Here is a 21,621-nt window from a genome sequence, read left to right on the forward strand (position 1 = left end):
ACCTCGGAGTATTTCGTGAGCGAGTCTCTGCGGGCCCACCGGGACGCGGTGCGCGCCGACCGGCCCCGCCGCCCGACCGGCTGACCATGCCGCACCGGCTTCTCACCCGCCTCGCCTCCGCCGCGCTGCGACTGCCACCGACCCGTCCCGGCCCGGTGCGGGTCACCCGCGGCATCCCCGTCCGGACCCGCGACGGTGTGGTGCTGCGCACCGATCACTACGCCCCGGTCGTGCGTGACGCGCCGACCGTGCTGATCCGCACCCCGTACGGGCGGGGCGGACCGCTGCGGCTGCTCGGCCGGCTGCTCGCCGCGCGGGGCCGGCACGCCGTGATCCAGTCGTGCCGGGGCACCGGCGGCTCCGGTGGGACGTTCGCCCCGCTCGTGCACGAGCGCGACGACGGAACGGACACCCTGGACTGGCTGCGTCGCCAGGCCTGGTGGTCGGGGCAGCTCGGGATGTTCGGGGTCAGCTACCAGGGCTTCGCGCAGTGGGCCCTGGCCGCCGACGCCGGCGAGGACCTGCGCGCGATGGTCGCGGTGGTGACCGCCTCGGCCACCCGGGACTCGACGTACGCGGGGGAGTCCTTCGCCCTGGACACCGTGCTGACCTGGGCGGAGCTGCTGCACGCGCAGACCGTGCCCTGGCTGGCCCGGCAGTGGGAGCTCAAGCGGGGGCAACCCCGGCTGGCCGCCGCGCTGGAGCACCTACCGCTGGCGGACGCCGACCGGGTGGCCACCGGCGTGACCATCCCGTTCTTCCAGGAGTGGCTGCGTCACCACACCCCGCAGGCCGCGTACTGGCGGACCCGGGTGTTCGCCGACCGGGTGGCCCGGGTGCGGGCGCCGGTGGTCATGGTCACCGGTTGGCACGACATCTTCCTGCCCGCCCAGCTCGACGACCACGCCACCCTGCGCGCCGTCGGCGCGCAGCCGCGTCTGGTGATCGGCCCGTGGACGCACGGCAGCCCCGGCCTGTTCGTGGCCGCCCTGCGCGAGGGGTTGGCCTGGCTCGACGAGCACCTGACGGCTGCGCCGGCGGCGGGTGGGCGGTCGGGCCGTGCCGCGTCCGCCCCGGTCCGGCTGCACGTGGGTGGTCCCGGCGGTGGCTGGCGGGACCTGCCGGACTGGCCACCGCCGACGGTCGAGACCAACTGGCACCTGCATCCGGGTGGTGAGCTGGCGGTGCGCCCGCCGGTCGTCTCGGCCCCGGACGAGTTCCGGTACGACCCGGCCGACCCCACGCCGTCGCTGGGTGGGCCGCTGCTCGTCGCCCAGCGGGCCGGCCCGGTGGACAACCGGCGCGTCGAGGCCCGCCCCGACGTGCTGACCTACACCAGCGCCCCGCTGACCGGGCCGGTCGAGGTGATCGGCCCGGTACGCGCCGAGATCCACGTCCGCGCCGAACTGCCGCACCTGGACGTCTTCGTCCGACTGTGCGACGTGGACCGTCGGGGTCGCTCGTGGAACGTGTGCGACGGTCTGGTGCGGGTGACACCCGAGCGCTTCGAGGCTGACCCGTCCGGGGTGCTGCGGATTCCGGTGCCGCTCTGGCCGACCGCGTACCGGTTCGCCGCCGGGCACCGGCTGCGGGTGCAGGTCGCCGGTGGGGCCCATCCGCGGTGGGCGCGCAACCCCGGCACCGGCGAATCCCTCGGTGCGGCGGTGACGCTGCGTGCCGGCTGGCGGCAGGTTCTGCACGACCCGGCACACCCCTCGGCGCTGCTGTTGCCGATCGTCCACTCTGCCCCGCCGTCTGCTCCAATCTGAACAGAGCCATCCTGAGCTGGGCGTTCACCGAAAATGCGGGCTATGGTTGGGTCAACGCCCGGCGCCGTGCATCAGTAGGCCGGGCTCGCCTGAAGCCCAGCACCGCGTACGCGGTGTAACGCCGTGCCCGGTCCCCGCTCGTCAGAAAGGGGGACCCCATGACCCGGGCCCCGGCTAACCTGTTGGCCGTTCGAAGCCTGCTCCTCACTCACCTCGACAACGCCCCTGGACCAGACGACCTGGATCCGGGCGAGGTCGGCATTGTCGGCGACGCGTCCCATCGGGGCGGCTACCACTGCGGATCGGACCGCGTGGTCACCAACGACTACTCGGTGGTGGAGTCACCCCGGGACCGGGCCGGCCTGACCCTCGACGCGGCGGCGCTGGACGTCGGCCAGTTCGAGGTCAGCTCCGGTGGTCGGACGCACACCATGGCCAGCTTCTCGGTCTGGTGTGTGGGGCAGTGCGCCGCGAACGCGGCCGACACCCGGGACATCCGCGAGATCATCTACAGCCCCGACGGCACCACGGTGAAGCGGTGGGACCGCCTCGGCAAGCGCAGCACCGGCGACAGCTCACATCGCTGGCACACCCACTTCAGCTTCTTCCGTGACGCCATCAAGGCGGGCCGCGACCAGCGGCCATTGTTCCGCCGCTACCTCAGCTCCATCGGACTCCTGGAGGACGACGACATGACCCCCGAAGAGCACAACTGGCTGGCCACCGTCCACAAGAACCTCACCGTGCTGGACGGTCGTAACCCGATCGGACAGATCTACACCCGGATGGCGCAGGGCGACGACCACACCGGAGCGCCAGTGACCGGCCACCCGAACCTCAAGAGCCTCGGCGCGCAACTGACCGCGTTGCAGGCGACGCTGAACACGTTGTCCGGCCGGGACTTCACCGACGAACCGGCGATCGTCCAGGGCGTGCTGGCCTCGTTGACGCCGGAGAAGATCGCCGCGGCCATCCCGCCCACCATGGCCAAGCAGGTCGCCGACGAGTTGGCCCGCCGGCTGGTCGCCTGAGCGGGGGGCGGCCCGTAGCCGCCGGGCCGCCCCTCTCCCGCTCTCCACTTCGCAACGGTTCTTGAGCAATAACTGTTGCGCAACAGTCATTGCGGATGTCACCCTGGCGGTATGGAGACCCCCGACGTACGCCAGATCACCGACTCGCGGGTGCTGGCCGCCATGGCCCACCCGCTGCGCCGCCGGCTGATGGACGTGCTCAAGGTGCACGGGCCCTCGACCGTCGGCCTGCTCGCCGAGCGCACCGACCAGGCCCCCGCGAACGTCAGCCACCACCTCAAGGTCCTCGCCGCCGCGGACCTGGTCACCGAGGCGCCCGAGTTGGCCCGGGACCGGCGCGAGCGGTGGTGGCGCCTGGTCGCCCGGCGCCTGAGCTGGTCCAACGCCGACTTCGACGCCGACCCGGCCTCCCGGGCGGTCGCCGACGCCGCCACCTCGCTCAACCTGGACCGGCACGTCGCCCTGGCCCGGGCGTGGCACGCCGTCGACGAGACCACACAGGCCACCTGGAACGACGCCCCGTTCTCCACCGACCACTGGCTGCGCCTCACACCCGAGGAACTGGCCGAGCTGAGCCGCGAGATGATCGACGTTCTCCGCCGCTGGGCCGACCGGGACCTGCCCGACGACGACGCCGACCGTCGACCGGTCTTCGTGTTCGTCCACGGCGTACCGGCCCGACCGTGACCCTCACCGGCCTGACCCCGGTCCGGCCGGCCGGCGGGTTGCTGCGGCACCGCGACTTCCGGCTGCTCTGGGCCGGCCAGGCGGTCAGCAGCGTCGGCAGCAACGTCACCACGGTCGCGCTGCCCCTGGTCGCGGTCGCCGTCCTCGACGCCGGCACCTTCCAGGTGGCGGTGCTCACCGCCGCGGCCTGGCTGCCCTGGTTGCTCATCGGCCTGCCGGCCGGCGCATGGGTGGACCGGCTGCCCCGCCGACCGGTGATGGTGGTCTGCGACCTGCTCTGCGCCGTGGCGTTCCTCAGCGTGCCGATGGCCGCCGCGCTGGACCGGCTCACCGTCGCACACCTGCTGGTGGTCGCCCTTGGCGCCGGCACCGCGCGGGTGTTCTTCGAGACTGCCGACCAGGTGTACCTGCCGGTGCTGCTGCGACCCGACCAACTACCCGAGGGCAACGCGAAGCTGCAGGCGACCCAGACCGCGAGCTACGTCGTCGGGCCTGGCCTGGCCGGCCTGATTGCCCAGCTCACCGGTGCCGTCGCCGCGCTGCTGCTGGACGCGCTCACGTTCCTGCTCTCCGCGGTCCTTCTGCTACGGATCCGCACCGTCGAACCACGCGGACGCCGAGCGGACCGGTCCCGGTCGCTGCGGCGGGACATCGCCGAAGGGCTGCGCTTCGTCATCCGGGACCCGTACCTGCGGGTGCTGGCGGTCTTCGGCGCGGCCAGCAACATCGGTCTGACCGGCTACCAGGCCGTCCTCGTGGTCTTCCTGGTCCGCGAGTTGCGCCTGGAGCCCGGCCTGGTGGGCGCGCTGGTCGGTGTGATGAGCGCCGGCGGGATCATCGGAGCGCTGCTCGCCACCACGCTGGCCCGGCGCTGCGGTACCGCGCGGGCACTGCTGATCGGGGCGGCGCTCACCGGCCCGCCCGCACTGCTCATCCCGCTCGCCGCACCCGGCATCGGGCTGGCCTGGCCGGCCCTCGGGGGTCTGCTGATCGGTCTCGGGGTGGCCATCGGCAACGTGGTCAAGGGTGCCTTCCGGCAGACGTACACGCCGCATCACCTGTTGGGCCGGGTGACGGTGAGCATGCAACTACTCAACTACGGCACGATCCCGCTGGCGGCCGTGCTGGCCGGTGCCATCGGCGCGCGGTTCGGCGCCGGGACGGCGATCATCGTGATGACCGCCTGGCTGGCGCTCACCCCGTTGACACTGCTGATCGGGCCAATCCGGAGGCGGCGGGACCTGCCCGCCGCCCCGGTGGCGTCTTGAGTGCGCTGCGACGGCGGCCGGAGACCGGCCGCCGTCACCGGCACGGAGCTACATCGGGCGGACGTTGTCCGCCTGCGGGCCCTTCTGCCCCTGGGTCACCTCGAACTCGACCTTCTGGCCCTCGTTGAGCTCCCGGTAACCGCTCGTCGCGATGGCGGAGTAGTGGACGAACACGTCCGGCCCTCCACCGTCCTGCTCGATGAAGCCGAAGCCCTTTTCCGAGTTGAACCACTTAACCGTGCCGGTTGCCATGCATCTCTCCCTGTTCAAAGCGGCTGACCCTCGGCCTCTGGCCGATGATCGCCCGTACCTGTTCGACAGTAACGGGCAAAACCCCGATCCGCTGGCCGAAGTGCCGTAGGTCTTCGTGTGATGTCGGGTGAACTCTGCGCGGCGGCACGCGAAACGCGCCCCGGCCACCCGCCGCTGGGGCATGCTTGCGCCGATGAAGGGTGCCGCAGGCGACGCGTTGACCGAGCTGGAGCGCGAGATCCACGCGCCCGGCGCGGGCCTGGACCGGCTCCGGTTGGTGCCCACCCCGTTCGTTCCCGAGGTGCGCCTGCACCTGGCCGAGGACGCGATCGTCTGGTGGGCCCGGATGGAGGCCGCTGTCGGGCACGCCCTGCCGGCGCCGTACTGGGCGTCCGCCTGGGCTGGCGGCCAGGCCCTGGCCCGCCACCTCCTGGACCACCCGGAACTGGCCGCCGGTCGCCGGGTGCTCGACCTCGCCGCCGGGTCGGGGCTGGTGGCCATCGCCGCCGCGCTGGCCGGCGCGGCGGAGGTGGTCGCCAACGACATCGACCCGTACGCCGTCGCCGCCGTCACGCTCAACGCCCGGGCCAACCGGGTCGCCGTCGACGCCGTCGGGGACGACCTGCTCGACTGCGCCGACGCGGAGGCCGACCTGGTGGTCGCCGGGGACGTCTTCTACGACCCCGCGATGGCCGACCGGATGCTGCCGTTCCTCCAGAGGGCTGCCGCCGCAGGTGCCGAGGTGCTGGTCGGCGACCCCGGCCGGGGGCACCTACCGGCGGACCGCCTGACGGTGCTGGCCGACTATCCGGTGCCCACCACCGAACCGTCGGTCGACTCGTCGCTACGCCGGGTGCAGGTGCTGCGACCCACCTGAGTGGAGACACCGCCTCAGGGGCGACCCCGAGGCGGATACCAGGGGTGGGTGGGGGCTACGACCGGATGTCCAGGGTGGTGCGGCGGTCATAGCGTACGAGGCATGACGCAATGGCTGGCCCAGATCGGAGAACTCCCCGTCCTGCTGCTGATGGGTGCGCTCGGGCTCGTCATGCTCTTCGACGCCGTACCCCTGCTGGGTGTCCTGGTCCCCGGCGATGTGGCGATCCTGGCCGCCGTCGGGGTGGGCCGCCCGACCACCGGCCTGGCCACCTTCGTCGCCGTACTGGTCGGCTGCCTGGCGGGCTGGTCGCTGAGCTTCCTGGTCGGCCGCCTCTACTCCGAGCGGCTGCGACACAGTCGGGTCGGCGGCTGGATCGGCGAGACGCGCTGGACAGCGGCGGAGGGAATCCTGCGTCGCGGTGGCGGCCGGATGATGATCGTCGCGCCGTTCCTGCCGGTGTTCAACGCGCTTCTTCCGCTGGCCGCCGGCGGGCTGCGGATGTCGTACCGTCGATTTCTCGGCTGCGCGGCGCTCGGCGCGGCCGCCTGGGCCGGTCTCTACCTCGCGCTGGGCACCGCGTCCCGGTCGCTGGCCGGGCTGCTGCCGGGGGAGCCCAGCCCGCTGCTGGTCACCATGGGGGTCGGGCTGGTGTTGGCTTCCGTCGTGCTGCTGGGGGCTCGGCGGCGGCTGTTCTCTCTGGCGGGCTGAGTTTGTTCGTCGCTTCTGCTGGTGTGGGGGGGTGCGGGGGCGGGGCCGGGTTGCGGTGGTGGGGCGGGGGCCCGCCGTGCCCGGCTCCGGGCGGTCAGGCTTGATCCCTCCGCCGGGCACGGCGGGCCCCCGCCCCCGTCGCGGTGGCGGCTCGTGCTTGGGTGCCGCCTTCGCCCTGGTTTGTTGATCTTGGTGGTCTGCGTTTGGTGGAACTGGTGGGGCTCCCGGCTCGCGGCTTCGGCTGGGGGTTTACCAGCCTCTGGCTTTCCACTGGGGGAGGGCTGGGCGTTCTGCTCCCAGGGTGCTGTCCTTGCCGTGGCCCGGGTAGAACCAGGTGTCGTCCGGTAGTCGGTCGAACAGCTTGTGCTCGACGTCGTCGATCAGCGCGGCGAAGCGCTCCGGGTCCTTGTCGGTGTTGCCCACACCACCCGGGAAAAGACTGTCGCCGGTAAAAAGGTGCGGGGTGCCGGCCGGATCGCGGTAGAGCAGCGCGATCGAGCCCGGGGTGTGCCCCTTGATGTGGATGACCTCCAGCGCGCAGTCGCCGACCGGCACGGTGTCGCCGTCCGCCAGACGCTCCGCCTCGATCGGCAGCCCGGCCGCGTCGTCGGCGTGCACCAGTGCCCGGGCGCCGGTCTTGGCGACCACCTCCTCCAGCGCCACCCAGTGATCCATGTGCTGGTGGGTGGTCACCACGGCGGTGAGCCCGCCGTCGCCGATCAGGTCCAGCAGCCGGGGAGCCTCGTTGGCGGCGTCGATCAGCACCTGCTCGCCGCTACCTGTGCAGCGCAGCAGGTAGGCGTTGTTGTCCATCGGGCCCACCGACAGCTTGCTGATGGTGAGCCCGCCCAGCTCCCGTACCGCCGGCGCGCCGCCGGGGGTGACCTCTCCGCTGTATGTCATGACGTTTTCTAGATCCATTCCGGTGGAGTAGGTAGGGGTCCGTCGGGGATGACGGAGAGATGGTCGCCGTCGCCCCGGCCGATCAGCCAGGCGGCGAGGTCGGGGACGGGGCCGGCGACGATCGGGGCGCCGACGCCGTCCCCGATCACCACGTCGTGCTCGCTGCCGTCGAGGCGTAGCACCATCGACGGCGGTGTCGGCCCGTTGGCGTGGTGGCTGGCCGCCTCGCGCAGCAGCCGGTGGGCGAACGTCGCCGACCAGTCGGCCGGCCCGTAGTCGGCGGCCAGGTCGAGGTGGTGCACCTCGATCTCGCGCAGGCGGCCCCAGACGAGCAGGGCGGCGGGCCACGGGCCGCGTCGTGCCTGCACCGTCGCGGCCCAGGCCTCGGCCGGCATCGCCGCGACCGCCTCGCTGAACAGGTCGGCGGTGCGCCGCAGGTCGTCCAGGTGCTCGGCGGGTGGCCGGCCCGAGCCGGCTTCGATGTCCGCCGTGCGGGCCGCCAGTGAGGCGTACATCGGCAGCGACTCCCCGGTGCGGGCCGAGGTGAGCAGGTTGACGAAGCCGTCGGCGTTGCGCGCCAGATGCGCCAGCACATGGCCGCGCGTCCAGCCCGGCAGCAGCGACGCGGCGGCCAGGTCCGCGGCGTCGAAGGAGGCTGCGGTACGGAGGAGCCGGCTGGTGGCCGCATCCACCTCGCCCATCAGCAGCAGCGGATCCGTGGTCACCCGTCGACCCTAGCGGTCCGCCGTCGCGCCGTCGCCGGGGAAATCGCTTTCGGCGCGTCGGCGCGCGTCCTACCGTCAGCGGCGTACGCGGCGCCGGGACATCGGACGGAGGTGGTGATCATGCCGGACGTGGCACGTGTTCCGCCATCACCAGCTTCGACACCGATGAGGATGCCATGACGATCGATCTGACCGCGCTCGGCTGGGACGCCGAGCGGGCGACGTACGCCGCACGACGCGGCGAGCACCACCCGGGTCGGGTGGCCCGGGTGGACCGGGGGGTCTGCACGGTGCTCACGGCCGCCGGTCCGGTCCGGGCCAGCCTGGGCGGGGCGGTGTTGGCCGCCGCCGCCCGTGACCCGTCCGCGCTGCCCTGCGCCGGCGACTGGGTGCTGCTCACGCACTGGCCGGACCGCCGCACCACCGTGGAGGCGGTGCTGCCCCGGCGGGCCGCGCTGATTCGGCGTACCGCCGGCAAGGACGCCAGCGGCCAGGTGCTGGCCGCCAACCTCGACGCGGCGGCTGTGGTGGAGCCGGTGCACCCCGAGCCGGACGTGGGCCGGATCGAACGGCTGCTCTCCCTGGTTCACGAGTCCGGCGCCCGGCCGCTGGTGGTGCTGACGAAGGCCGACCTCGCGGCCGACCCAGCCGCGCTGGCCCGCCAGTTGGCCGTGGTCGCCCCCGGAGTGCCGGTGCTGCCGGTCAGTGCCGAACGTGGCGTCGGTCTGGACCCGCTGCGCGCCGAGGTGGTGCCCGGCCGCACGCTCGGCCTGCTCGGACCGTCGGGTGCCGGCAAGTCGAGCCTGGTCAACGCCCTCGCCGGGGCGGTGATGATGCCGACCCAGGCGATCCGGCGGGTGGACGGCAAGGGCCGGCACACCACCACCTGGCGGGCCCTCGTGCCGATCCCCGGCGGCGGCGCGGTGATCGACACCCCCGGTGTGCGGGCGGTCGGCCTGCTGGACGGCGCCGCCGGGCTCGACCGGGCGTTCGCCGATATCGCCGGGCTGGCCGAGGGCTGCCGGTACGCCGACTGCGGGCACGACGGCGAGCCCGCCTGCGCGGTCCGCGAGGCGCTGCAGGCCGGCGAGCTCTCCACCCGACGGTGGGAGAGCTGGCGGCGGCTGCAGGGGGAGGTGGCCCACGAGAGCCGACGGCGGGAGGCGCGAATGGCGGCGGAGCGGCGCGGCGGGTGGCGTTCGGCTCGACGTCGGGCAACCCGGCCACCGGCGCCCGGCGGCTACTGACCGGCGGGTCTCGGTCGGCGCTGCCGGCGGCTGCTGATGTACGCCACCGCGGCTTTCGGCCGGCGCGGCCGGCGGCCTCTCAGGTGCGGTGCCGCGGCTTCCGATCGGCGCGGCCGACCGGGCTGAGCTGGGGGAATGTGCGGGCGGGGAAAACTGTCGTACCTCGGGGCTAGAGTTGCCGAGGCGTGTTTTCCGCGCCCGCACGACCGCTCAGAACCACCCCAGAGCGGGACAGATCCTTCGCTTCATCTTCACCCGGGAGTACACGCACCGTGGCCGACCGACTGATTATCCGTGGCGCGCGCGAGCACAACCTGCGTGACGTCAGTCTCGACCTGCCCCGGGACGCACTCATCGTGTTCACCGGGCTGTCCGGGTCGGGCAAGTCGAGCCTGGCCTTCGACACGATCTTCGCTGAGGGGCAGCGCCGCTACGTCGAGTCGCTCTCGTCGTATGCCCGGCAGTTCCTCGGTCAGATGGACAAGCCAGACGTCGACTTCATCGAGGGCCTGAGCCCCGCCGTCTCGATCGACCAGAAGTCCACCTCGCGCAACCCGCGCTCGACCGTCGGCACCATCACCGAGGTCTACGACTACCTGCGCCTGCTCTACGCCCGCATCGGCGAGCCGCACTGCCCGGTCTGCGGCGAGCGGATCTCCCGGCAGAGCCCCCAGCAGATCGTCGACCGGGTCCTCGCCATGGCCGAGGGCACCAAGTTCATGGTGCTCGCCCCGGTCATCCGCGGACGCAAGGGCGAGTACGTCGACCTCTTCGCCGAGCTGCAGGCCAAGGGCTACGCCCGGGCCCGGGTCGACGGCGTGGTGCACCCGCTGACCGAGCCGCCGAAGCTCAAGAAGCAGGAGAAGCACACCATCGAGGTGGTGATCGACCGGCTCACCGTCAAGCCGAGCGCCAAGCAGCGGCTGACCGACTCGGTCGAGGCCGCCCTGGGCCTGTCCAGCGGCCTGGTGCTGCTCGACTTCGTCGACCTGCCAGAGGACGACCCGGACCGGGAGCGCCGCTACTCCGAGCACCTGGCCTGCCCCAACGACCACCCGCTCGCCATCGAGGATCTTGAGCCCCGGGTCTTCTCCTTCAACGCGCCGTACGGCGCCTGCCCGGAGTGCACCGGCCTGGGCACCAAGAAGGAGGTCGACCCGGAGCTGCTGGTCCCCGACCCGGAGCGCAGCCTGCGTGAGGGCGCCATCCAGCCCTGGTCCACCGGGCACAACCTCGAATACTTCCTGCGCCTCCTGGAGGCGCTCGGCGAGGCCCAGCACTTCGACGTCGACACCCCGTGGCGGGCCTTGCCGGCGCGGGCGCAGAAGACGATCCTGCACGGCTCCGACGACCAGGTGCACGTGCGCTATCGCAACAAGTACGGCCGTGAGCGCTCCTACTACACCGGCTTCGAGGGCGTGGTGCAGTGGATCGAGCGCCGGCACTCCGACACCGAGTCCGAGTGGTCCCGCGACAAGTACGAGGGCTACATGCGTGACGTGCCGTGCGCGGCGTGCGGCGGTGCCCGGCTCAAGCCCGAGGTGCTCGCCGTCACACTGGCCGGCAAGAGCATCGCCGAGGTCTGCAACCTGTCCGTGGGGGAGTGCGCCGACCTGCTCGCCGGCATCGAGCTGACCGACCGGCAGAAGATGATCGCCGAGCGGGTCCTCAAGGAGATCAACGCCCGGCTGCGGTTCCTGCTCGACGTCGGTCTGGACTACCTCTCCCTGGACCGGCCGGCGGGCACCCTGTCCGGCGGTGAGGCTCAGCGCATCCGGCTCGCCACCCAGATCGGCTCCGGCCTGGTGGGCGTGCTCTACGTGCTGGACGAGCCGTCGATCGGGCTGCACCAGCGCGACAACCATCGGCTGATCGAGACCCTGATCCGGCTGCGCGGGCTGGGCAACACGCTGATCGTGGTGGAGCACGACGAGGACACGATCCGTACCGCCGACTGGATCGTCGACATCGGGCCCGGCGCCGGCGAGCACGGCGGCAAGATCGTGCACAGCGGCTCGGTGCCGGCACTGCTGGAAAACCCGGAGTCGGTCACCGGGGCGTACCTGTCCGGGCGTCGGTCGATCCCGACCCCGACCAAGCGCCGCCCGCAGACCAAGGACCGGGAGCTGGTGGTGCACGGCGCGCGGGAGCACAACCTGCGCAACCTGACCGTCTCGTTCCCGCTGGGCCAGTTGATCGCCGTCACCGGGGTCAGTGGCTCGGGCAAGTCGACGCTGGTCAACGACATCCTGTACGCGGTGTTGGCCAACCAGATCAACGGTGCCCGGCTGGTGCCGGGCCGGCACACCCGGGTCGGTGGCCTGGAGCACGTGGACAAGGTCGTCGGCGTGGACCAGTCGCCGATCGGCCGGACCCCGCGCTCGAACCCGGCGACGTACACCGGGGTCTGGGACCACGTCCGCAAGCTCTTCGCCGAGACCACCGAGGCCAAGGTGCGCGGGTACGGCCCGGGTCGGTTCTCGTTCAACGTCAAGGGCGGACGCTGCGAGGCGTGCTCCGGCGACGGCACCATCAAGATCGAGATGAACTTCCTGCCCGACGTGTACGTCCCCTGCGAGGTCTGCAAGGGCGCCCGGTACAACCGGGAGACCCTCGAGGTGCACTACAAGGGCAAGACCGTCTCGGACGTGCTGGAGATGCCGATCGAGGAGGCCGCCGAGTTCTTCTCCGCCATCCCGGCCATCCACCGGCACCTCAAGACGCTGGTCGACGTCGGCCTGGGCTACGTACGCCTCGGCCAGCCCGCGCCGACCCTCTCCGGTGGTGAGGCGCAGCGGGTCAAGCTCGCCTCCGAGCTGCAGAAGCGCTCCACCGGGCGGACGGTCTACGTGCTCGACGAGCCGACCACCGGCCTGCACTTCGAGGACATCCGCAAGCTGCTGATGGTGCTGGAGGGGCTGGTCGACAAGGGCAACACGGTGATCACCATCGAGCACAACCTCGACGTCATCAAGACGGCCGACTGGCTGATCGACATGGGTCCGGAGGGGGGCCACCGGGGCGGCACCGTGCTCGCCACCGGCACCCCCGAGGAGGTCGCCGAGGTGGCCGAGAGCCACACCGGCCAGTTCCTGCGCCAGGTGCTCAAGCTCGACGGTGAGGCCAAGGGCGCGGCCGCCGCCACCACCCGGGCGGCCAAGGCCAACGGCGTGACCAAGGCGCGGGCCGGCCGGAAGGTGCCGGCCGGCGCACGCTGATCTCGATCTCCGGGGCGGGTCCGACCGGGCTCGTGCACACCGGTTGCGGTGTGGGCGAGCCGGTCCTGGCCCGTCCCGTCCCATTTCCCGGGTCGGACGGATGCCGCGGTGAACCATCCGGCACAGTTGCCCGTGTGGAGAAGTGTGGCCGGCTTTCCGACCGGCGCAGCGGGCTAGAGAGAGGCGAGGCATGAGTGACGATCAGGCGCTGACCGGTCCGGGGACGCAGACCCGTCGTACCCTGCTCACCGGCGTCGGGGCCGTCGGCGCGGCTGTCGTCCTGGCCGCCTGCGGCAGCGACGGCGGCAATGGCAGCGACGCCCCGACCAGCGGCGGCCCCGCGGTGCCCAGCACCGGTGACGCTGGCGGTGGTGACCGGCAGGGCGCCCAGTCGCTGGCGACCACCGCCGACATCCCGGTCGGCGGCGGCAAGGTCCTCGCCGCCGAGGGTGTGGTCATCACCCAGCCCACCGCCGGCCAGTTCAAGGGCTTCAGCCCGATCTGCACCCATCAGAACTGCCCGGTGACGAACGTCGACGGCGGCACCATCAACTGCACCTGCCACGGCAGCAAGTTCTCGATCGAGGACGGCTCGGTGAAGGCCGGCCCGGCCACCAAGCCCCTGCCGCCCAGAGACATCAAGGTCACCGGCGACCAGATCTCGCTGGCCTGACGCGCACCTCGCCCGCTTGATCGACTCGCGTTCCTGGAGGCCGGGGCGTCCCGGGCCCGTCGACCACCCGGCCTTCCGGGAACCCGAGTCGATCAAGCGGTGGCGGTCGGGTGTCGGTGCCGCGGACTAGGCTTGTTGGTGTGGCTGACCCCTCGACCTACCGTCCCGCACCCGGCACCATCCCGGAGTCACCGGGGGTCTACCGCTTCCGCGACGGCACCGGCCGCGTGATCTACGTCGGCAAGGCGAAGAACCTGCGCAGCCGGCTCAACTCCTACTTCGGCGACGTCTGGAACCTGCACGAGCGCACGCGGCAGATGGTCACCACCGCCGAGTCGGTGGACTGGATCACCGTCGGCACCGAGGTCGAGGCGCTCCAGCAGGAGTTCACCTGGATCAAGCAGTACGACCCCCGGTTCAACGTCCGCTACCGCGACGACAAGTCGTACCCCTACCTGGCCGTCACCCTCGACGAGGAATACCCGCGGCTGCAGGTGATGCGCGGCGCGAAGCGCAAGGGGGTGCGCTACTTCGGGCCGTACTCGCACGCCTGGGCGATCCGGGAGACCCTCGACCTGCTACTGCGGGTGTTCCCCGCCCGGACGTGCTCCGCCGGGGTGTTCAAGCGGGCGGGCCAGGTCGGTCGTCCGTGCCTCCTCGGCTACATCGGCAAGTGTTCGGCGCCCTGCGTGGGCACCGTCTCCGCCGACGAACACCGGGCCATCGTCGACGGGTTCTGCGACTTCATGGCCGGGCGCACCGACACCATGGTCCGCAAGATCGAGCGCGAGATGACCGAGGCGAGCGAGCAACTGGAGTTCGAGCGGGCCGCCCGGCTGCGCGACGACGTGGCCGCACTGCGCCGGGCCATGGAGAAGCAGACCGTGGTGCTGGGCGACGGCACCGACGCCGACGTGGTCGCGTTCGCCGACGACCCGCTCGAAGCGGCCGTGCAGGTCTTCCACGTCCGCGACGGTCGGGTCCGCGGCCAGCGCGGTTGGGTGGTGGAGAAGACCGAGGACCTGACCACCGGCGACCTGGTGCACCACTTCTGCACCCAGGTGTACGGCGGCGAGCACGGCGAGAACGACGTGCCCCGGGAACTGCTGGTGCCCGAGCTGCCGGCGGACGCCGACGCGCTGACCGAATGGCTCTCCAACCACCGGGGGAGCCGCGTGTCGCTGCGGGTGCCCCAGCGTGGCGACAAACGCTCACTGATGGAGACGGTGGAGCGCAACGCCAAGGACGCGCTGGCCCGGCACAAGCTCAAGCGGTCCGGTGACCTGACCACCCGGGGCAAGGCACTGGACGAGATCAGCGAGGCGCTGGGTATGCGCACCTCGCCGCTGCGCATCGAGTGCTTCGACATCTCCCAGATCCAGGGCACCGACGTGGTCGCCAGCATGGTGGTCTTCGAGGACGGGCTGCCCCGTAAGAGCGAATACCGGCGGTTCATCGTCCGGGGCGCCACCGACGACCTCTCCGCGATGTCCGAGGTGCTCCGCCGCCGCTTCGCCCGCTACCTGGACGCCCGCGCCGAGACCGGCGAGGTGGGAGTGGAGTCGGCCGACGACCCTTCCGCCCCGGCGGATGAGGTCGAGCCGCAGGTCGGTGTCCTGATCGATCCGACCACCGGCCGGCCGCGGAAATTCGCGTACCCGCCGCAGTTGGTGGTCGTCGACGGCGGTGCCCCGCAGGTCGCGGCGGCCGCGCAGGCCCTCGCCGACCTGGGCATCGACGACGTGGCACTGTGCGGGCTGGCCAAGCGGCTGGAGGAGGTCTGGCTCCCCGACGACGAGTTCCCGGTCATCCTGCCGCGCACCTCGGAAGGGCTCTACCTGCTGCAACGGGTCCGTGACGAGGCCCACCGGTTCGCCATCACCTTCCACCGGCAGCGCCGCTCCAAGCGGATGACCGAGTCGGCACTGGACCACGTGCCCGGCCTGGGGGAGGTGCGGCGTAAGGCGCTGCTGCGTCACTTCGGTTCGCTGAAGCGGCTCTCCGCCGCCACGGTCGAGGAGATCACCGAGGTGCCCGGGGTGGGCAGGCGTACCGCCGAGGCGATCCTGGCCGCCCTCGACAAGGACACAAGGGCCGGCGACGGCGCGACAGCGACGCCGGGTTCGTGACCTCGCCGTCATTCGGTATCACCGCCACGCCCTGACCGGTGCCGGCCCCATCTGCCGACAATCGCCGAACGGTGCGGGTGTGGCCGATGATCGTGCTCGATCCTGGATGTGGTGGCCTCGTCCGCGCGGGGAGGGACTGTTGCCTGGATCGCCTTGGGCCAGCGGGCCAGCGGGCGGGCGGGCCGTCGGGCCCGCGGACAAGCCAGCGCGCAAGTGAGCGGGCGGGCCAGCGGGCTGAGCGGAGGGGCCGGCGCGCGAGCGGGCGGGCCAGCGGGCTGAGCGGGCGGGCCAGCGCGCGAGCGGTGGTGCCCGCTCGGGTCCCGGGGGTGGTCCGAGGGTCGGCGCGTCAGGGTGACACCCTCAACCGAGGTAGGCCCGGAATAGGTGGTATCGGAATATTTGTCCGGGTCGAGTCACGGTGCACAAACCAGTCGATTCATCGAGGCCCAGCCCGACGTGGTCAACCGGACGACGCGGACGTGATCCACTCGGTATCACCGATATCGCGGTGTCCCTGGCGTGCGGAGACCGCGATATCGCCAAACCGGAGTGGATCACGGATCGTCGCCTGCTACACGGAATCGGCCTACGGTTGATTTGTTCCGTATGGGGGATTCATCCCGTGGTCGATGCCACCCTCGGCGTGGAATCGGGGGGCGGCCGGGGTCGTTATACCTGGCATGCCGCCGTAGCCCCCGGGCTCTGGCGTGCGGCGCCCCAACCGGGAACACCCGACCGGCCGCCACGGTTACATCCCCCGTAACCGCCAGCCGCCGGGAACACCGGCCGGGCCGCCACGGTTACATCCCCCGGACACCCGAGCAGGCCCCCCGAGCCGCCGGGCAGATCCCCCTTTTTCTGAACTTCCCCGCACGGTCGCCGTCCCCCGTTGGCGTCGTGTGTATCCCCCATTGCAGAGGAGCACGCCATCATGCGTACCGATCTGATCCGTAAGACCGCCCTGACCGCTGCCGGGCTCGCCTTCACCGGCGGCGCCATCGCCGGCCCCGTCACCGCCGCGTACGCCGCGTCGGACGCCAAGCCCGCCACCCAGACCCAAACCGACCGCAAGCCCTCGGGTGAGCGTCAGCTCGGTGTGCGCTACGAGGCCCAGCCGAACTTCTACTACTGCGGCCCCGCCGCCGCCCGCAACGCCCTGTCCGTACAGGGCAAGGACATCAGCGTCGACGCCATGGCCAAGGAAATGGGCACCACCGAAGCCGGCACCAACTCCATCAACGACATCACCCCGGTCCTGAACAAGGAAACCGGTAAGAACGACGCCTACCACTCGGTGGAGATCAGCAACCCGAGCGCCGACGACAAGCAGACCGACAAGCTGCGCGGCGACATCGTGCGGACCGTCGACGACGGTCGGGCCGTGGTCGCGAACATCGCCGGTACCACCACCGATGTTGATGGTGGGGTGCACTCCTTCGAGGGTGGGCACTACATCAGCGTCGTCGGGTACCGCGACAACGGGAACGTGGTGAAGATCGCCGACTCCGCCGACCCGAACACCGCCTCCTACGAGGTCACCGTCGAACACCTCGCCGACTGGATCGCCACCCGCGGCTACGCCACCAGCTGACCCGCACCACCGCACCACCGCACCACCGCACCACCGCACCACCGAAGGGCCGGACCCCACCACGGGGCCCGGCCCTTCGTCATGTCGTCAGTGGGTGCCGAGGACGGCCAGGATCTGCTCGCCGTACTTGGCGAGCTTGTTCTCGCCGACCCCGCTGACCCGGGACAGCTCGGCCAGCGTGCCGGGCGCGTCGCTGGCGATCTGTCGCAGCGTGGCGTCGTGGAAGATCACGTACGCCGGCACGCCCTGTTCCTTGGCGGTGGCCGCCCGCCACCCGCGTAGCCGCTCGAAGACCGGCGCGGCGGCCGGGGTCAGCTCGGCCACGACGGTGGACGAGCCGCGCGGTTTCGACGAGCGGCTCGACGCCGGCCTGTCCGGCTCGCGGCGCATCGTGACGGTACGGCGGCGGCCCAGGACCTCGGCGCTCGCCTCGGTGAGCGCGAGCGTGCCGTAGTCGCCCTCCACGGCGAGCAGCCCCTCGGCGAGCAGTTGCCGGACCACGCCCCGCCACTCCGCCTCGCTCAGCTCGGAGCCGATGCCGAAGACGGTCAGCGAGTCGTGGCCGTACTGGCTGATCTTGTCGGTCTGCTTACCGAGCAGGATGTCGACGCAGTGCCCGGCGCCGAACCGCTGGTTGCGTTCGCGGTCGAGGCGGAAGACGGTGGAGAGCAGCTTCTGGGCGGCGACCGTGCCGTCCCAGGATTCCGGCGGGGTGAGGCAGGTGTCGCAGTTGCCACAGGCGGATGTCGTCGTCTCGCCGAAGTATTCGAGCAGCTGGACCCGCCGGCAGCGCACCGTCTCGCAGAGGGCGAGCATCGCGTCCAGGTGCGCGGCGAGGTTGCGGCGGTGTGCGAGGTCGCCGTCGGACGTCTCGATCATCTTGCGTTGCTGGACCACGTCCTGCAGCCCGTACGCCAGCCAGGCGGTGGACGGCAGGCCGTCCCGCCCGGCGCGGCCGGTCTCCTGGTAGTAGCCCTCGACCGACTTGGGTAGGTCGAGGTGGGCGACGAACCGTACGTCGGGCTTGTCGATGCCCATGCCGAAGGCGATGGTGGCCACCATGACCAGGCCGTCCTCGCGCAGGAAGCGCTGCTGGTTGGCGGCGCGGGTGGCCGCGTCCAACCCGGCGTGGTACGGCAGGGCGGCGACCCCGTTGGCGGTGAGGAACTCCGCCGTCTTGTCGACCGAGGCCCGGGACAGGCAGTAGACGATCCCGGCGTCGCCGGGGTGCTCGTCGCGCAGCAGGGCCAGTAGTTGCTTGCGGGGCTCCCGCTTGGGCACGATCCGGTACTGGATGTTGGGCCGGTCGAAGCTGGCCACGAAGTGCCGGGCGTCGTCGAGCTTGAGTCGGGTGGCGATCTCGGTGCGGGTGGCGCTGGTCGCGGTGGCGGTCAGCGCGATGCGGGGCACCTGCGGCCACCGCTCGTGCAGCATCGACAGCGCCAGGTAGTCGGGGCGGAAGTCGTGCCCCCACTGGGACACGCAGTGCGCCTCGTCGATCGCGAACAGGGAGATGCGCCCCCGGTCCAGCAGGGCGAGGGTGGAGCGGACACCGAGCGCCTCCGGGGCGAGGTACAGCAGATCCAGCTCACCGGCGACGAAGGCGGCCTCGACCCGGCGCCGGGCGTCCGGGCTCTGGGTCGAGTTGAGGAACCCGGCGCGTACGCCGACCGCGGTGAGCGCGTCCACCTGGTCCTGCATGAGCGCGATCAGCGGGGACACGACGACCGCGACGCCGTCGCGGACCAGGGCCGGGATCTGGTAGCACAGGGACTTGCCGCCACCGGTGGGCATCAGCACCAGCGCGTCGCCACCGGCGACAACGTGGTCGATCACGTCCTGCTGGAAACCGCGGAAGGCGTCGTAGCCGAACACCCGGCGCAGCACCGGCAGCGCGCCCTCGGTACGCAGGTCGGTGGGAGAAGCCATCCGCGGAGTCTACGAGTCGATGCCGACAGCGCCCGCCCGGCGCACCCGAGGGGCGGGCGCTGTCGGATGACGCGTCCGTCAGCCGGGCTGGCTGGACCGGTTCGCCAGACCGCGCGGCGGAGCCTTCATCCCGACCACGATGTCGACGATCTCGATGTAGCGGGCCTTGTTGCCCATTCGGAAGGCGGTGGCCGCCGCGTTGATCTCCTCCAGGGTGTCGGCCTCGACCATGGTCACCTGGTCGTACGTGCCGTTCACTCCGGTGCACACGACGTGGGTGAGCTGCTTGGCGAATCGGCCCAGGTCCCGGGCGTGCTCGGCGGAGATCTCGTGGATGCCCTCCCGGCCGAGGGCGAAGTACTCCGGGCTGATTCGCATGAACAGGAAGCCGATGTATTTGTTCTTGTCCGCCAGGTCGTGCATCGCATCCTCCAGATGTCGGTCTGACCTGCGACGATCACCATGAGCGTATTGACAGTTACTGATCGTCATCAAGGGTGGCGACTGTCGGGAGAGCGACCGCTCCTCGTCGATCGTCCGCCGACCCGTGACGGGTGCCCGGCCGCGGCCCGGCGGCGGGATAGAGTCGCTGATTGACCAATCGCGGCCGACGGCGGCCGCGGCGCCACGGCTTGGGGGTACGGGTGAGCGAGGCGCGCACAGCTGGTGACCGGATCGACGACCCGGCGGGCGTCGACGGGCGGTTGGCGGCGGAGTCGGAGACGACACTCGTGGTGGTCACCGGCGTCTCCGGGGGTGGCCGCAGCACGGTCGCCCGGGCGTTGGAGAACGTCGGTTACTACGTGGTCGACAACCTGCCGCAGGCGCTGATGCTGGACATGGCGGAGCTGGCGTTCAAGGCGGGCGGCGCGGCGCGTCGTACCGCGATGGTGCTGGACGTGCGATCGCGGGCCTTCTCCACGGACCTGGCCGGGGCGATCCGGGAGCTCAAGGAGCGCGGGTTCTCGCCTCGGGTGGTGTTCGTCGACGCCGACGACGAGGTGCTGATCCGGCGGTTCGAGAGCGTTCGCCGTTCGCACCCGTTGCAGGGCGACGGGCGCCTGGCCGACGGCATCGCCGTGGAGCGTGGGCTGCTGGAGGAGGCGCGCGACCAGGCCGACGTGATCATCGACACCAGCCACCTGAACGTCAACCAGCTCCGTCGGCGCATCGAGGAGCTGTTCGGCGGCGAGGACGCCCGCCGGCTGCGGGTCACCGTGTTGTCGTTCGGTTTCAAGTACGGCCTGCCGCCGGACGCCGACTTCGTGCTGGACGCCCGGTTCCTGCCCAACCCGTACTGGGTGCCGGAGCTGCGCGAGCACACCGGGCGGGAGGAGGCGGTCAGCGCGTACGTGCTGGGCCAGGAGGGCGCGGACGCCTTCGTCACCTCGTACGCCGACCTGGTCAACGCCACCACCGCAGGCTTCGAGCGGGAGGGTAAGCGGTACCTCACGGTCGCCGTGGGCTGCACCGGCGGCAAGCACCGCAGCGTGGCCATCGCCGAGGAGTTGGCCAGCCGACTGCGCCACTCCGGGCTGGCGGCCAACGCCCAGCACCGCGACCTGGGGCGGGAATGACGGCCCGCCGGGTGGTGGCGTTCGGCGGCGGGCACGGGCTGTCCGCCTCGCTGCGCGCGCTGCGCCACTGCGCCCCCGAACTCGACCTTGACATCACCGCGGTGGTCACCGTGGGTGACGACGGCGGCTCCAGTGGCCGCCTGCGCGCCGAGCGAGGTGGCCTGCCCCCGGGTGATCTTCGCCAGGCTCTGGTGGCGCTGGCCGGGGACCACCCGGCGACCCGACGCAGCGCCGGGCTGTTCCAGCATCGCTTCGCCACCGTGCCCGCGGACGCCGCGTGCGCGGACACGGTGGCGGACAGCGCCGACGGGCTGGCCGGGCACGCGGTGGGAAACCTGGTGCTCTGCGGCCTCATGGAGTTGCTCGGCGACCCGGTGGCCGCGCTGGAGCACGCCGGCGCGATGCTCGGCGCGGTCGGCCGGGTGTTGCCCATGTCCCGCCAGCCGGTCGACATCGAGGCGCGGGTACGAGGCGCGGACCCGGCCGCCCCCGACGAGGTGCGCACCGTGCGCGGCCAGCACCAGGTGGCCGTCACCACCGGGCGCGTCGAGTCGCTGCGGCTCACCCCGGCCGCCCCGCCGGCCTGCGCCGAGGCCCTCGCGGCGATCCGGGCGGCCGACTGGTTGATCTTCGGGCCGGGCAGCTGGTATACCAGCGTGCTGCCGCACCTGCTGGTGCCGCAGTTGGCCGACGCGATCGTGTCCAGCTCGGCCCGGCGGCTGGTCACGCTGAACCTCGCCGCGGAGAAGGAGACGCTCGGGCTCTCCGTCGCCGACCATCTCGCGGCTCTGCGCTGGTATCTGCCCGAGCTCAAGGTGGATCTCGTGCTCGCTGATGCCAAGGCGGTGGGTGACCCCGAACCGGTCGAACGTGCGGCAGAATCGCTGGGTGCCCGCCTGGTCCTCGCCCCCGTCGCCGTCACCGACGGCACCCCCCGCCATGATCCGGCTGTCCTGGGCGCCGCGCTGGTGCCTGTCCTGGGCTCCGATCGTTAGACACGTACGTAATCTCCGGCGACACGCCGGTACCGGTCC

The 21,621-nt window shown here is 71.7% G+C and carries 18 protein-coding genes; 13 read left to right on the forward strand and 5 right to left on the reverse strand.

Going from position 1 to position 21,621, the window contains the following annotated elements; all coding sequences use genetic code 11:
- Window positions 1-86 precede the first annotated feature (86 nt).
- The 4 genes from ACQEUX_RS01590 (at window position 87) to ACQEUX_RS01605 (ending at window position 4,755) form a co-directional block, all read left to right on the forward strand.
- Complete coding sequence (locus tag ACQEUX_RS01590; RefSeq protein WP_433039995.1) at window positions 87-1,769, forward strand: CocE/NonD family hydrolase; 1,683 nt, start codon at window positions 87-89, stop codon at window positions 1,767-1,769.
- A 158-nt stretch (window positions 1,770-1,927) separates the two neighbouring features.
- On the forward strand, window positions 1,928-2,800 hold the full coding sequence (locus tag ACQEUX_RS01595) for a hypothetical protein (protein ID WP_433039997.1): 873 nt from the start codon (window positions 1,928-1,930) through the stop codon (window positions 2,798-2,800).
- A 111-nt stretch (window positions 2,801-2,911) separates the two neighbouring features.
- Window positions 2,912-3,487 (forward strand): ArsR/SmtB family transcription factor, encoded by a 576-nt coding sequence (locus ACQEUX_RS01600; protein WP_433039999.1) that lies wholly within the window; start codon window positions 2,912-2,914, stop codon window positions 3,485-3,487.
- The gene (locus tag ACQEUX_RS01605; RefSeq protein WP_433040001.1) at window positions 3,484-4,755 is read left to right on the forward strand and encodes an MFS transporter; all 1,272 of its coding nucleotides are present in this window, start codon (window positions 3,484-3,486) and stop codon (window positions 4,753-4,755) included. The genes ACQEUX_RS01600 and ACQEUX_RS01605 overlap by 4 nt, the downstream gene beginning before the upstream one ends.
- 48 nt (window positions 4,756-4,803) lie before the next feature.
- Here the strand turns inward: ACQEUX_RS01605 and ACQEUX_RS01610 are convergent, their stop codons facing one another.
- Window positions 4,804-5,007, reverse strand: coding sequence for a cold-shock protein (locus ACQEUX_RS01610; protein ID WP_007072071.1), 204 nt, complete (start codon window positions 5,005-5,007; stop codon window positions 4,804-4,806).
- Window positions 5,008-5,188: 181 nt separating this feature from the next.
- Between ACQEUX_RS01610 and ACQEUX_RS01615 the strand changes: the two genes are divergently transcribed.
- Window positions 5,189-5,884 carry a class I SAM-dependent methyltransferase gene (locus ACQEUX_RS01615; protein WP_433049506.1) on the forward strand — a complete coding sequence of 232 codons (696 nt, stop codon included), beginning with the start codon at window positions 5,189-5,191 and terminating at the stop codon, window positions 5,882-5,884.
- A gap of 102 nt (window positions 5,885-5,986) precedes the next feature.
- The gene (locus tag ACQEUX_RS01620) at window positions 5,987-6,595 is read left to right on the forward strand and encodes a DedA family protein (RefSeq protein ID WP_433040003.1); all 609 of its coding nucleotides are present in this window, start codon (window positions 5,987-5,989) and stop codon (window positions 6,593-6,595) included.
- A 249-nt stretch (window positions 6,596-6,844) separates the two neighbouring features.
- Here the strand turns inward: ACQEUX_RS01620 and ACQEUX_RS01625 are convergent, their stop codons facing one another.
- Window positions 6,845-7,498 (reverse strand): MBL fold metallo-hydrolase, encoded by a 654-nt coding sequence (locus ACQEUX_RS01625; protein ID WP_433040005.1) that lies wholly within the window; start codon window positions 7,496-7,498, stop codon window positions 6,845-6,847.
- An 8-nt stretch (window positions 7,499-7,506) separates the two neighbouring features.
- Window positions 7,507-8,223, reverse strand: coding sequence for a maleylpyruvate isomerase family mycothiol-dependent enzyme (locus ACQEUX_RS01630; RefSeq protein ID WP_433040007.1), 717 nt, complete (start codon window positions 8,221-8,223; stop codon window positions 7,507-7,509).
- Window positions 8,224-8,399: 176 nt separating this feature from the next.
- Here ACQEUX_RS01630 and rsgA point away from each other — a divergent pair, with 176 nt between their 5' ends.
- From rsgA to ACQEUX_RS01655, 5 genes are all read left to right on the forward strand, one after another.
- Complete coding sequence (rsgA, locus tag ACQEUX_RS01635; RefSeq protein ID WP_433040009.1) at window positions 8,400-9,470, forward strand: ribosome small subunit-dependent GTPase A; 1,071 nt, start codon at window positions 8,400-8,402, stop codon at window positions 9,468-9,470.
- Between the two features lie 272 nt (window positions 9,471-9,742).
- Window positions 9,743-12,688 (forward strand): excinuclease ABC subunit UvrA, encoded by a 2,946-nt coding sequence (gene uvrA / locus ACQEUX_RS01640; protein WP_433040011.1) that lies wholly within the window; start codon window positions 9,743-9,745, stop codon window positions 12,686-12,688.
- Window positions 12,689-12,878: 190 nt separating this feature from the next.
- Window positions 12,879-13,361 carry a Rieske (2Fe-2S) protein gene (locus ACQEUX_RS01645; RefSeq protein ID WP_433040013.1) on the forward strand — a complete coding sequence of 161 codons (483 nt, stop codon included), beginning with the start codon at window positions 12,879-12,881 and terminating at the stop codon, window positions 13,359-13,361.
- 140 nt (window positions 13,362-13,501) lie between these two features.
- A complete protein-coding gene (gene uvrC, locus ACQEUX_RS01650) occupies window positions 13,502-15,490 on the forward strand; it encodes an excinuclease ABC subunit UvrC (protein ID WP_433040015.1) in 1,989 nt (662 codons plus the stop codon).
- 931 nt (window positions 15,491-16,421) lie between these two features.
- Entirely contained in the window at window positions 16,422-17,081 is a 660-nt protein-coding gene (locus ACQEUX_RS01655; protein WP_433040017.1) for a C39 family peptidase, read from the forward strand.
- 87 nt (window positions 17,082-17,168) lie between these two features.
- Here the strand turns inward: ACQEUX_RS01655 and recQ are convergent, their stop codons facing one another.
- On the reverse strand, window positions 17,169-19,010 hold the full coding sequence (gene recQ / locus ACQEUX_RS01660; protein ID WP_433040019.1) for a DNA helicase RecQ: 1,842 nt from the start codon (window positions 19,008-19,010) through the stop codon (window positions 17,169-17,171).
- 78 nt (window positions 19,011-19,088) lie between these two features.
- Window positions 19,089-19,433 (reverse strand): hypothetical protein, encoded by a 345-nt coding sequence (locus ACQEUX_RS01665; RefSeq protein WP_433040021.1) that lies wholly within the window; start codon window positions 19,431-19,433, stop codon window positions 19,089-19,091.
- Between the two features lie 221 nt (window positions 19,434-19,654).
- Between ACQEUX_RS01665 and rapZ the strand changes: the two genes are divergently transcribed.
- Both rapZ and ACQEUX_RS01675 read left to right on the forward strand, forming a co-directional pair.
- Window positions 19,655-20,587, forward strand: coding sequence for an RNase adapter RapZ (rapZ, locus tag ACQEUX_RS01670; RefSeq protein WP_433040022.1), 933 nt, complete (start codon window positions 19,655-19,657; stop codon window positions 20,585-20,587).
- Window positions 20,584-21,582, forward strand: coding sequence for a gluconeogenesis factor YvcK family protein (locus tag ACQEUX_RS01675; RefSeq protein ID WP_433040024.1), 999 nt, complete (start codon window positions 20,584-20,586; stop codon window positions 21,580-21,582). The genes rapZ and ACQEUX_RS01675 overlap by 4 nt, the downstream gene beginning before the upstream one ends.
- The last annotated feature ends 39 nt before the right edge of the window (window positions 21,583-21,621 follow it).

The sequence above is a fragment of the Micromonospora sp. CA-259024 genome (genome assembly GCF_050936255.1).
Lineage (GTDB): Bacteria > Actinomycetota > Actinomycetes > Mycobacteriales > Micromonosporaceae > Micromonospora.